Genomic DNA, 11,756 nt, shown 5'->3' on the forward strand with positions numbered 1-11,756 from the left:
GCGGCAATTGCCGTAACCGGTGCACACGCCCCATCTCGGTGCCGAACGATGTTAGGTGCACACTCTGCGATCGCGCCCGGATGCGTTGTGTGGCGGCAGCGCGAGGGGTGCCGGCGCTTCCCGTCCTGGTCGAAGGGGGTCGGCGCGGCATCGCCGGTGCGGCGCCGCGTGAATTGCGCGGCGGATATCCGAAGCGGCGGCGGATTTCCGTCGGGATCGGCCTTGCGGAAGTCGATTGCGCTGACAACCTCAGGCGCCGACGCGCGTCCGCGCACGCACGCGCAGAAAGACGGGAGGCGGTGGAATTGCACGGAAACGTCGCCGGTCCGCGCGGTGGACCTGCGATGGAGCCAGGCCGGCCCGGCCCTCCCCGGCCGAGGCGGCGGGGGTCAATGTGGGGCGGGGGCGCCGGGGCGCGCCGTTCCGGGGCCGGATCCGGCTGCGCAGCGGGCCGTCCGCGCCGGGCCGCCTGCGTCGCAGGCGTCAGTCGAGCAGGTAGTCGAACTCGCCCTGCTTGGCCCCGTGGACGAAGGCCGTGATCTCGGCCGGCGTGTAGATCAGGGCGGGCCCTTCGGGGTGGCGGGAGTTGCGCATCGCGATCGCGCCGTCCGGCAGGCGGGCGACCTCCACACAGTTGCCGCTCGGGTTGCTGAGCTCGGATTTGCGCCACACGGCGCTCCGGAGGCTGCCGGCGGGGATGCCGTTGTAGGTCTGCTGCATCTGTGCTCTCTCTTTCGGTGCTGTCGCGATCGGCACGATCATCCGCGGCTCGCGCGGCAGACTACATGATGCACGTGCATATGTGCTTGCAAGAGTGCTTGCGTTCGTAAACTACGTTAACTGCGACGATATGCGGCAAGACTCCGGAGACTGGGCCAGATGGGTCATTTGGTGTCAATTGGGACCTTTGGGCACAAGTTCCGGACCCCGGTAGGGAAGCGGGGAGCCCCGCTGAGCCGCTTCCGGCCGGGTGTCGGATGCTCCGGGTGCTGTGCGCTGCACGGACGTTGCGCATGTGGGGGACGGGGTGTGTCGGGTCCGACGTGATCCGCTTAAATTCTTATAACGAACGGCTACAGGGGGGACATACGGGCTTCTACTCACTAGACTAGTTTTTGCACATGCATTCGTGCTTACGTCTGTAAGCGACGACAGATGGGGATGCACGTGGACCCGTACGGCGCGAGCCCGACAGCGCAAGGAGCGCGATGACTGCGCACTCTGCCCACTTCAAAGCCGGTGGCCGCTTCCTTGAGTCCGGCAGCGCCAAAGTCCCGTCGGCACGCGTCGGCGATGTTCCGGGGGGATGGCAAGGCCTCTCGCTGGCGCCGCTGCCCGTCGGGGACCACTTCGTCCGCCCCGCCACCGCGGTGTGCGGTCTGGGGTTCCATCCGTCCTCGGTCAAGCGGGCCCGCGACTTCGCGGTCGGCGTGCTGGAGGACTGGGCCCTGGACCGCCTCTCCAGCGACCTGCGCCTGGTGGTGTCCGAGTTGGTCACCAACGCGTGCCGGCACGCCGCGCCCGTGGAGTCCGGGATGCTCTCGGAATGGTCGGTGCAATTCGGCCTGGTCCGCGGCGACGGCGAACTCACCTGCATGGTCTTCGACCCCAGCCGTGCCGCTCCGGTGCTGGACGACAGCGACGGCTTCGGCGAAGGCGGGCGCGGCCTGCGCCTCATCGACTCCTACAGCTCCGACTGGGGCTGGAACATCCTCGACGGGCAGGGAAAGGTGGTCTGGGCGGCGTTCTCCATTCCCGACGCGCCCTGAGGGGCACCACCCGAACACCCCTCGCCCTTCCGGATAGGGCGCCGCCGCCCGCGACAGGCGGCGGCGCCCTTTTTTGCGGTCCGCGTCCACGCGCCGCCGTGCGCGCCCGGCCGCGCACCGGCCCCGGCTACGGCGTCGCCCCCTCCCGCCGCGTCCTGCGCGCGAAGGCCGGGCCGGTCGCGTCGTAACGGCGCGCCGGGCGGGCCGCCGGCTGTCGGGGCGGTCGCGCCGACGAGGAGCCGGGCCGACGTGCGTGTACTAATTTGGGCGTACGACCAAATCGATTGACCAGAACGAACGACCAGAACGAACGACCGATGTGTTCGCCCGAACGGCGACCCGGGGCCGGATGCGCGCACGGCGCGTCCTCCGCGGGCGGGGAGGATCCATGGCACGACCCACCACGGCCGAGCGCGGCCGCGAGGTCCGGCGCAAGCTGCTCGACACGGCCTGCGAACTGATCGCCGAGCACGGCTGGACGGCGGTCAGCACCCGCATGCTGGCCGACCGGGCCGGTGTCACACCGGGGCTGGTGCACTACCACTTCTCCTCGGTCCAGGCGCTGCTGCGCGAGGCCGCCACCGGGGCCATGCGCGACTACCTCGCCCGGGCCCCGGAGGAGTTCGAGCGGGCCGCCACGGCGCAGCGGGGCCTGGACACCCTGTTCGGCGACCTCGACCGGCACACCGGGCTGGACCCGCTGTCGCTGCTGTTCACCGAGACCTACCTGGCCTCGACCCGCGACGGCGCGCTGCGCCGCGAGATCGCCGTCCTGCTGGAGGAGTTCCGCGGCCGGGTCGGAGCCTGGCTGGACGGCCACGGCGTGGCCGAGCCGGATACGACCGCCGCGGTACTGGCCGCGGCGGTCGACGGAGTCCTGCTGCACCGCGCACTCGACCCCGGCCTGCGCGGGTCGGACATCGCGCCGGTCCTGGGCCGCATCCTCGCGCCGGCCCGCGTCGCAGCTACCGCCGAAGAGACCGACAGAGCGGGTGATCGGGAATGAAGATCGTCGTATGCGGCGCCGGGATCGCAGGGCTCGCCCTCGCCCAGCGCCTCGATACCCTCGGATTCGAGGTCGTGGTACTGGAGAAGGCACCGGAGCCCCGGCCGCAGGGCTACATGATCGACTTCTTCGGTCCCGGCTACGACGCCGCCGAGGCGATGGGCGTGCTGCCCCGGCTGCGCGAGCTCAGCCACCGGGTCGACGAAGCCCGCTACGTCGACGCACGGGGCCGCAGGCGCGCCGGGCTCGACTACGACAGGTTCGCCCGCGCGGTCGGCGGCCGCCTGCTCAGTATCATGCGGCCCGACGTGGAGCGGGCGTTGCGCGAGCACCTCTCCGACCGCGTCGACCTGCGCTACGCCACCAGCATCGCCCAACTCGACAACCGGCCCGACGGTGTCGGGCTGGTGCTGACCGACGGCAGCGAACTGGACGCCGCACTGCTCGTGGGAGCCGACGGTATCCACTCGCGCGTGCGTGCCGAGGTCTTCGGCGAGGAAGAGCGGTTCATCCGCTACCTCGGGTTCCACACCGCCGCCTACGTCTTCGCCGACCCCGCCGTGCGCGCCGACGTCGGCGACGGGTTCTGCCTGACCGACAGCCGGGACCGGATGATGGGCTTCTACGCCCTGGACGGCGAGCGGGTGGCGGCTTTCACGGCCCACCGCACATCCGACCCCGCGGTGCCCGAAGACGTCCGCAGCGCTGTGCGGAGGACCTACGGATCGCTGGGGTGGGTGGTCCCGCGGGCTTTGGAAGCCTGCCCGCCCGCCGAGGAGATCTACTACGACCAGGTCTCCCAGGTCTCCATGCCCGCATGGAGCCGCGGCCGGGTCACCCTGATCGGCGACTCCTGCCAGGCCGTTTCCCTGCTGGCGGGCATGGGCGCATCGCTCGCGGTGGCCGGTGCCCACGTGCTCGCCGAATACCTGGCGGGTGAGGAGTCGGTCGAGGCCGCGCTGGGGCGCTACGAGCGGGAGTGGCGCCCCGTGGTCGAGGAGAAGCAGCGTGTGGGGCGGCGCGGGGCGCGCATCTTCCTGCCCGATTCCGGCTGGGCGCTGTGGGCGCGGCGTATCGCGTTGCGGCTGTCGGCGCTGCCCGGCGTCGACCGCTACATCGCCGCGTCGCTGACGGGCAAGCCGGTCGGGTTGCCCGAACCGGCGGCGCCCGCGCGGGACGCGGGGCGCGGCTGAGCGGGGGAGGGCGGCCGGCGCGGTTCAGCCGCGCGGGCCGCCGAGGTGGTGGTGCACGATCAAGTCGGTGTAGACGTCGCCGAGCTCCTGCGCCGACAGCCCGTCGCCGGGTTCGTACCAGTTCACGACCGACTCCAGGGTCTCCAGCACCGCCGACGCCGAGGCGTCGGGGCTGTCGACCGGGAAACGGCCCTGCGTAGCGCCGTCGGCCACGATCGAGCGCAGGTGGTGGAGGTAGGTGGTGCGGAGTTCGGAAAGCTCGCGGTAGCGGGCCGGGTCGACGGCGCGCAGGGTCGGCAGCACCGTGCGCCGCAGATCCTCCTCGGCGCGGCGGTGGCGGAAGTGGTCGATATGCCGCCGTACCAGGCGTTCGATCCGTTCGGCGGGCTCACCGGGGCGGCGGTCGGCGAGCTGGTCGTCCACCAGTCTGCGGCCGCTGTTGAGCGCGATCGCGCAGGCGAGGTCGAGCCGGGTGGGGAAGTCTCTGCGCAGCGCGGCGGGGGCGACCCCCGTCTCGTCGGCGACTGCGGCCGCGATCGAGGCCATTTCCAGGCCGCGCAGTCCGTGGCGCGCGAAAACGCGCGCTGCCGCGCAGAGAATCCGGTCGAAGGTCTGTGTGTCGATCCGGGAGAGGTCCGCCGTCATGATCATCTCTGCAGAACCGGCCCCGAGGGAGGGGCGTAGTCGAGGGGTGCGTGCCGAGGAAATCCACCGTCGGCGCATTCGAGGATAGCGTCATTGTTCGGATGTTTCAGAGCATTCCGGTGACGCGGCGCGTCGGACTCGGGTCCGGCGGGCGGAACTCGGGCTGTCCGGCGGGGTTGCAGCCCTGCTCAGGGCATCCGGAGGAGGGTGCTGGGCGCGCGGTGGAACCGGCGGCGGCACCGCCGCGCCGGGGGCGGTGCGAGCGGCGGGGATTCCCCGGCGCGGCCGCCGCGAAATGAACTGAATTCAATTCTTGTTCAGGGGAGTTCGGTGCTCTGGTCCGACGCGCGGGACGGTGTTTCCCGGGGGCCGGATTCGGGCGTGTTCTCCCCGTTCCGCGTGATGGGTGCCAGCTCGCCGATATTGGAGGTGACGATGGCGTCCACGCCCATGCCCGCCAGGCGCACCATTTCGGCGAAGTCGTCGACCGTCCACGCGGTGACGCTGTAGCCGTGGCGCTGGATCTCCACCACCAGCTCGCGCGTGAGGACGCGGTGGTCGGCGCTGAAGACGTCGGGTCGAAGGTCCTCCCAGACCTCCGGGCCGGGCAGGTCGGACTGCTCCCACGTCAGGGCGGTGCCCGCCGAAGGCAGCTTCGCGCGTACGTTGCGCAGCGTGTCGACCGATCCGGTGAAGCAGACGCGCTCGTTCATGCCGTGCTCGCCGACGACGGCATCGGCCGCGAGCGCGGTGCCGGCGGAATCCACCTCGCACAGCAGCGAGCGGGGCGCGGCCCCCCGCCCCGCTTCGGCCAGCACCTCCATGAACGTGGGGATGCGCTGTTCGACGCCGTCGCCCAGCACCGCGAGGTCGGCCAGTTCGGCGCTGCCGACGGCCCGGTCCAGCCCCCAGTCCTCCCTGAGGCTCCGGTCGCCCACCACCACGACGTGCCCGTCACCCGTCGTGCGCAGGTCGACTGCGAGCGCATCGGCCCCCGCGGCGATCGCGGCGCGGAGCGCGGGCAGCGTGTTCTCACGATAGCGGGAGGTATCGCCCCGCAATGCGGTCGCCAGCGTCATCGTCATCCCCCAGGCCCCGTGGAACCGGCGGCGCCCGTCCGCCGCCGTCGACGTCCAGCCTGCCAAACCCGGCCCGCGAACGTGCGGCACCTGCGGCGAGACCTGCGGATTCGGCGGCGACGCGAACGCGATGTGCGCATCGGAACCGGCGATCGCGACCCGCGCGGCCGCCCGCGGCGCGGCGGCCCGCGGATCCCGCCGCATACACTGCGGGGCGGGCAGCCCCCTACTCTGGCGGACTGGGAGACTTCTGTGGTAAGTACGCGCGCCCGCCACACGGCCGGCGCCGCTCCGACGACGACTTCCGAAGGCGAAAGATGATCCCCGACCAGCGCCGCGAGCATATCCTCAAGCTCCTGCAGGAGCGGCACGTGCTGAGCATCAACGAGCTCACTTCGATGCTGTCCGTCTCGCACATGACGGTGCGGCGCGACATCCAGGCGCTGGAGAACGACGGCAAGGTGCTGTCGGTCACCGGCGGCGTGCGCCTGGCGGCGCGGTTGAAGAGCGAGCCCTCGTACCTCGCCAAGGCCCAGCTGGAAGTGCCCGCCAAGCGAGCGATCACCCGCGCCGCGGGCCAGCTGGTACGGGACAACTTCACGATCTTCCTCGACGCCGGCACCACATCCCTGCAGATGGTGCCGATGCTCACCGAGAAAGTCGGACTGACCGTCGTCACCAACGACTTCAACGTCGTCGGGCACCTGATGGAGTACCCCGACATCGAGCTGATCCACACCGGCGGCGTAGTCTCCCACGCCGACCACTCGTCGGTGGGCCAGTTCACCGCCGACTTCCTGAGCAAGGTCAACGTCGACATCGCCTTCGTCGCCAGCAGCTCCTGGGACGTGGAACGGGGATCGACGACGCCCTCCGAGGCCAAGGTCGTCGCCAAGCAGCAACTGCTGCGCATGGCGTCCAAGAGCGTACTCACCGTGGACAGTACGAAGTACGGAAAGTTCGGGACGTTCCGGGTGGCGCGCCTGGAGGAGTTCGACCTGATCGTCACCGACGACCGGCTGCCGCAGTCGGCGGCCGATGAGATCCGGGCTCAGGACGTGCGGCTGGAGCTGGTCTCCCCGGAGTGAGCGCCGGACGGCGGCGACGGTTCGGTCGCGGGGCGGGGGACCCGCCACCGGAGGTGACGGGCCGGCGGACGGTGCGCGGCGCCGCTGCCGCCGTCCTCCGGCGGCGCCTCCGCCGGGGTGTGCGGGGGTCCGGACGGGCGGGGGTGCGGCTCAGGCTTCGTCGCTGCCCAGATCCGCGGGGCAGAACAGCTCCAACTGGATGCCGTCCGGGTCGAAGAACTGGATCATGGAACCGCTGTCGGAATGCACGACCGGGGAGTGGTCGATGTCGAGCTCGGTGAGCCGGTCCTCCCAGTAGGAGAGCTCGCCGAGGCTGCCGACCTGGAAGGCGACGTGGTCCATGCCGGTGCGGCGGTGGTCGAAGGTCGCCTTGAACTGGTCCTTGTGCTGGATGAACCCCAGCACGACCCCGCACGGGTGCCGACACTCGGTGAGCAGCCACTGCTTGCCGTCACGGGTCTTGAACTCCTTGAACCCGAGCACGGAGCGGTAGAACTCGATGCTGGCGTCGCGGTCGCGCACCGACAGGGTGATGTGGGCGAGTCCGGTCACTCGAGGCACGGAACCCTCTTTCCGGCGGTCCAGCGGCCGTCTGCGGGGTGGGAACAGCGTAAGCACGATTCTCGAGAATACGCGGGTCACCGCCGTCGGCGGGGACCTGTTAATGCACGCTTAACGGGACTGATCGGACCTGTTCGCCGCCGGCGCCGGCACGGCGCCCCGCACGGCCCCGATGGCGGGCTTCGTGGCAGCGTAGAGCGCTTCCGCGGCCGCATATGAGGGTGCTCACACGGGCGCCGCGCCCCGGCTCCGTACCGGCGCCGGCGGGCCCTGCTCTCGACGCCGTGAAATCCGCGTGCGCCCGGACGACGCGCCGTGGCAAGGTCGCGCCCATGAGTACGAACACCACACTGCAGATCGTCACCGTGTTCCTCGGCGAGGGCGGTACCGGCGGCAACGAGCTCGGCGTCTTCCCCGACGCGTCCGGACTCCCCGGCCCCAGCCGGCAGCGGATCGCGGCCGACCTCGGATTCTCCGAGACCGTCTTCGTGGAGGACGCCGACAGCGGACGGCTGCACATCCACACCCCCGCCGTCGAGCTGCCGCTGGCCGGCCACCCTCTCGTGGGCACCGCGTGGCTGCTGGCCGATTCGGGCCGCCCGCTCGACGTCCTCGCCCCGCCCGCCGGCGCGGTGCCGACCTGGTCCGAGGGCGAACGCGTCTGGATCCGCGCCGACCCCGACCTCGCGCCCGCCTTCGACACGCGCCGGCTGGCCTCCCCGGCCGACGTGGACGCCCTGGAAGGCGGAGAAGCAGGGGTCGACCTGCACGTCTGGGCCTGGCAGGACGAAGCGGCCGGCGACGTCCGCGTGCGGGTCTTCCCGCAGGAGATGGGGATCGGCGAGGACGAGGCCACCGGCGCCGCCGCGCTGCGGCTGGGTCAGCGCCTCGGCCGTGCGCTGACCGTCCACCAGGGGACGGGATCGCGCATCGACGTGCGCCCCGGACCCGGCGGCACCGTCGAGGTCGGGGGACGCTGCGCCCTTCTGGAGACCCGCCGGTACCCGCTGCCGTGACGGCGGCCGGCCGCCCTTCAGCCCGGCCGCACACCGGGCCGCACAGCGGACGACCGCACGGTGCCACACCGGGGTGTGCGTGGTCACCTGCCGCATCGGACGGCGCGGGGCGGCGGCTCTTCCGGAGTCCCGCCCCATGCCCGCCATCGGCGGATCTGGCTTACTCTCGGGGAAAGTCGAGGCGAGAGCATGGCGGAGTGGCGATGTCGGCGACGCGGTTGCTGGTTCTGGGAGTGGTGCGCGCTTCGGGGCGGGCCCACGGCTACCAGGTGCGGCGCGAGCTGCTGACGTGGGGCGCCGAGCAGTGGGCCAGCGTCAAGCCCGGCTCGGTCTACCACGCGCTGCGCCAGCTGCTGAAGGGCGGAATGCTGCGCGGCGCCGGTGTGGAGGAGAGCGGCGAAGGGCCCGAGCGCACGGTGTTCGAGCTGACCGGCAGCGGCGAGGAGGAGTTCGTCCGCCTGCTGAGCAAGGCGCTGTCGGACGCTTCGGCCAAGCCGGAGTTCTTCGGCGCCGGCATCACGTTTCTGCCGTGCCAGTCCCGTCGCCGGGTGATCCGGCTGCTGCGGTCGCGCCTCGCCGGGCTCGAAGACGAACAGGCCAGTCTCCGGTCGCTGCTGGCGGAGGACGCGGCTCCGCCCGCCAAGCCGGAGCACGTCTGGGAGCTGTTCCGATCCTGGGTCGTCGCCGGGGACGCGGCGGTCTCGTTCACCCGCGAGCTGATCGAGCGGCTGGAGAACGGGGCTTACACCATGGCGGGCGAAGGCGCGGCGGTCTTCGGCGAGCCCGGCTGGGTTCCGCCGGCGGATACCGGGTCCGAGTCCGGCGCCGGCGGCTGAAAAGCGTTTGATCGCTGCGGTCGCATGCGGCAGAGTATCAAGTGTTCAAATTTGACTACCGGATTCCAGGGGGAGTCGTGATCCGCACCCGTGACCTCGTCCGGACGTTCAAGGCCAAGGGCGGCACCGTCGAAGCGGTGCGCCGCCTCGACCTGGACGTCGGGGCCGGCGAGCTCGTCGCGCTTTTAGGGCCCAACGGGGCCGGGAAGTCGACGACCCTGCGCATGCTCACGACCCTGCTGCTGCCCACCTCCGGCAGCGCTTCCGTCGCCGGATGCGACGTCGTGGCCGACCCGAAGGGCGTACGCCGGAGGATCGGCTACGTCGGCCAGGGCCACGCGGCCGGAACGGGCCAGTACGTCGCCGAGGAGCTGGTCGGCCAGGGGCGGATGTACGGGCTGGCCAAGGCCGAGGCGCGCTCGCGCGCAGCCGAGCTGATGGCCGACCTCGACCTGGAAGGACTGGACAAGCGCGAGGCCTCCTATCTCTCCGGCGGGCAGCAGCGGCGGCTGGACGTCGCCATGGGGCTCATCCACCAGCCCGACCTGCTGTTCCTGGACGAGCCCTCCACCGGCCTCGACCCGCACAGCCGCGCCAACCTCTGGTCGCACATCGCCCGGCTGCGCGAAAGGTACGGAACCACCATCGTGCTCACCACCCACTACCTGGACGAAGCCGACAGCGTCGCCGAACGCGTGGTCGTCATCGACCACGGCTCGGTCATCGCCGACGGCACCCCCGATGAACTCAAAGGGAAAGTCTCCGGCGACCTGGTGGTCCTGGAAGCCGCGTCCGAAGAGGACGCCCGCGCGGCTGCGGCCGCCGTCCAGGGGGCGACCGCGACCCACTCGGTCGACACCGCGGCCACCGCGGTGCGCATGCGCGTCGACCGCGGCGACGCCGCCCTGCCCGAAGTCCTTAGCGCCGTCGAGGCCCGCGGTCTGGAGCTGCGCACCGTGCAGGTGCACCGTCCCTCCCTGGACGACGTGTTCCTCACCCTGACCGGGCGCAGCCTGCGCGAGAGCGCCGGATGAGCGCCGCCCCGACCCTTCCGCCCCGGCCCCGGCGACGGCCGGGCACGGCCCGAACAGAACGAACGGAGCGCCGACGATGCCCCTCCTGCGCGACACGTGGCTGATCTTCCTGCGCCAGTTGCGGCCCACCCTGCACAGCCCCGTCGCGGGCATGGGCTTCTCCATGCTGCAGCCGATCCTCTACCTCGCGCTTTTCGCGCCGCTGCTGTCGGGGATGCCCGGCGCGACGGGCGAGGACCCCCTCCAGTGGTTCGTGCCCGGAGTGCTGGCGATGCTGGCGCTGTTCGGAACCTCCTTCGCGGGCTTCGGCCTGCTGCCCGAACTGCGCAGCGGCGCGCACGAGCGGCTGCTGGCCGCTCCCGTCAGCCGGGTCGCCCTGCTGCTGGGCCGGGTCCTGCGCGACATCGCGGTGCTGCTCGGCCAGGCCGCGGTGATCCTGCTGATCGTCGTCGCGTCCGGCCTGCGGGTGTCGCCGGTAGGCGCAGCCGCCGGCCTACTGGTGCTGCTGGTCATGGGCGTGGGCTTGGGGACGCTGTCCTACATGCTCGCGATGTCGGTCAAGCAGGAGTTCCTCTTCCCGGCGATCCTGCAGACGACGACCATGCCGCTGATCCTGCTGTCCGGAATCCTGCTTCCTATGGAGATGGCGCCGACCTGGCTGTACACCCTCTCCCGCATCAACCCGCTCAGCCACGTGGTCGATGCCGAGCGTGCGCTGTTCCGCGGCGATTTCGGCGACCCGTCGGTGCTGATCGGCGCCGGGGTGGCCGCGGCGGTCGCCGTCGTCGCCCTCGCGCTGGGTACCCGCCTGATGCGCCGCCTGGCGGCGTGACGCGCCCGATCGGACCGGACCCGCCGCCGCGGTCCTGTTCGCTCTTGCCCCACAGATGTTAGCGACTAACATGTAAGCGACTAACATCGGAATCGAAGGGTGATCGTGAGCCAGGACTGGCGCGAGCGGAAGAAGGCGCGGACCCGGGAGCGGATCCAGGGCGAGGCGCTGCGGCTGTTCGGGGAGCAGGGCTACGACGCGACCACGGTGACGCAGATCGCCGCGGCCGCGGGTGTCTCCCACACCACCTTCTTCCGGTACTTCCCGACCAAGGAGGACGTCGTGCTCGCCGACGGGTACGATCCGCTGATCGATGCGGCGCTGCGCAACCGGCCCGAGTCCGAGGACCTGGTCGAGCGGGTGCGCAACGCGACGGCCGAGGGCCTGGCCGCGGTCGGCGGCTCCGACCGGGACGCGCTGCTGGCGCGCGTGCGGCTGCTGCTCAGCGCGCCCTCGCTGCGCTCGCGCCTCTGGGAGCAGATGCAGGGCACCCGGGCGCTGCTGGAACGGGCGCTGGCCGGTACCGACGATCCCGCTGCGGTGCCCAGGCGCGTGCGCGTCGTCGCCGCGGCGTGTCTGGCCGTGCTCACCACCGCCATCACCGAATGGGCCGACGGGGACGGCCGCGCCGACCTGGCCGAAATCGTCGACGACGCCTTCGCTCAGCTGCGCGCCGAGCTGAGGTGAGGACGGGGAC

The 11,756-nt window shown here is 71.5% G+C and carries 13 protein-coding genes; 9 read left to right on the top strand and 4 right to left on the bottom strand.

Features of this window, described 5'->3' with window-relative positions:
• Window positions 1-483: 483 nt before the first annotated feature.
• Window positions 484-720, bottom strand: coding sequence for a DUF397 domain-containing protein (locus HNR25_RS21010; protein WP_184637970.1), 237 nt, complete (start codon window positions 718-720; stop codon window positions 484-486).
• A gap of 488 nt (window positions 721-1,208) precedes the next feature.
• Between HNR25_RS21010 and HNR25_RS21015 the strand changes: the two genes are divergently transcribed.
• From HNR25_RS21015 to HNR25_RS21025, 3 genes are all read left to right on the top strand, one after another.
• Window positions 1,209-1,769 carry an ATP-binding protein gene (locus HNR25_RS21015; RefSeq protein ID WP_184637972.1) on the top strand — a complete coding sequence of 187 codons (561 nt, stop codon included), beginning with the start codon at window positions 1,209-1,211 and terminating at the stop codon, window positions 1,767-1,769.
• Between the two features lie 388 nt (window positions 1,770-2,157).
• Entirely contained in the window at window positions 2,158-2,775 is a 618-nt protein-coding gene (locus tag HNR25_RS21020; protein WP_184637974.1) for a TetR/AcrR family transcriptional regulator, read from the top strand.
• On the top strand, window positions 2,772-3,968 hold the full coding sequence (locus tag HNR25_RS21025) for an FAD-dependent monooxygenase (RefSeq protein WP_184637976.1): 1,197 nt from the start codon (window positions 2,772-2,774) through the stop codon (window positions 3,966-3,968). Before HNR25_RS21020 ends, HNR25_RS21025 begins: the two co-directional genes overlap by 4 nt.
• Before the next feature lie 24 nt (window positions 3,969-3,992).
• On the opposite strand, the gene HNR25_RS21030 is transcribed toward HNR25_RS21025, so the two are convergent.
• On the bottom strand, window positions 3,993-4,613 hold the full coding sequence (locus HNR25_RS21030; RefSeq protein WP_184637978.1) for a TetR-type transcription factor C-terminal domain-containing protein: 621 nt from the start codon (window positions 4,611-4,613) through the stop codon (window positions 3,993-3,995).
• Between the two features lie 317 nt (window positions 4,614-4,930).
• The gene (locus tag HNR25_RS21035) at window positions 4,931-5,692 is read right to left on the bottom strand and encodes a glycerophosphodiester phosphodiesterase (protein ID WP_184637981.1); all 762 of its coding nucleotides are present in this window, start codon (window positions 5,690-5,692) and stop codon (window positions 4,931-4,933) included.
• 317 nt (window positions 5,693-6,009) lie between these two features.
• On the opposite strand from HNR25_RS21035, the gene HNR25_RS21040 reads away from it, so the two are divergent.
• Window positions 6,010-6,780, top strand: a complete 771-nt coding sequence (locus tag HNR25_RS21040; protein WP_184637983.1) for a DeoR/GlpR family DNA-binding transcription regulator — start codon at window positions 6,010-6,012, stop codon at window positions 6,778-6,780.
• A gap of 150 nt (window positions 6,781-6,930) precedes the next feature.
• Here the strand turns inward: HNR25_RS21040 and HNR25_RS21045 are convergent, their stop codons facing one another.
• On the bottom strand, window positions 6,931-7,341 hold the full coding sequence (locus HNR25_RS21045; RefSeq protein ID WP_184637985.1) for a VOC family protein: 411 nt from the start codon (window positions 7,339-7,341) through the stop codon (window positions 6,931-6,933).
• 332 nt (window positions 7,342-7,673) lie between these two features.
• Here HNR25_RS21045 and HNR25_RS21050 point away from each other — a divergent pair, with 332 nt between their 5' ends.
• The 5 genes from HNR25_RS21050 to HNR25_RS21070 all read left to right on the top strand — a co-directional run bounded on the left by HNR25_RS21050 (window position 7,674) and on the right by HNR25_RS21070 (window position 11,746).
• Window positions 7,674-8,357 carry a PhzF family protein gene (locus tag HNR25_RS21050; protein ID WP_184637987.1) on the top strand — a complete coding sequence of 228 codons (684 nt, stop codon included), beginning with the start codon at window positions 7,674-7,676 and terminating at the stop codon, window positions 8,355-8,357.
• Between the two features lie 203 nt (window positions 8,358-8,560).
• A complete protein-coding gene (locus tag HNR25_RS21055; protein WP_184639631.1) occupies window positions 8,561-9,193 on the top strand; it encodes a PadR family transcriptional regulator in 633 nt (210 codons plus the stop codon).
• 77 nt (window positions 9,194-9,270) lie between these two features.
• On the top strand, window positions 9,271-10,227 hold the full coding sequence (locus tag HNR25_RS21060) for an ATP-binding cassette domain-containing protein (RefSeq protein ID WP_184637989.1): 957 nt from the start codon (window positions 9,271-9,273) through the stop codon (window positions 10,225-10,227).
• A gap of 76 nt (window positions 10,228-10,303) precedes the next feature.
• Entirely contained in the window at window positions 10,304-11,059 is a 756-nt protein-coding gene (locus HNR25_RS21065; protein ID WP_184637991.1) for an ABC transporter permease, read from the top strand.
• Between the two features lie 105 nt (window positions 11,060-11,164).
• A complete protein-coding gene (locus HNR25_RS21070; protein WP_184637993.1) occupies window positions 11,165-11,746 on the top strand; it encodes a TetR family transcriptional regulator in 582 nt (193 codons plus the stop codon).
• The last annotated feature ends 10 nt before the right edge of the window (window positions 11,747-11,756 follow it).

This window comes from Streptomonospora salina, from assembly GCF_014204715.1.
GTDB classification, from domain to species: Bacteria; Actinomycetota; Actinomycetes; order Streptosporangiales; family Streptosporangiaceae; genus Streptomonospora; species Streptomonospora salina.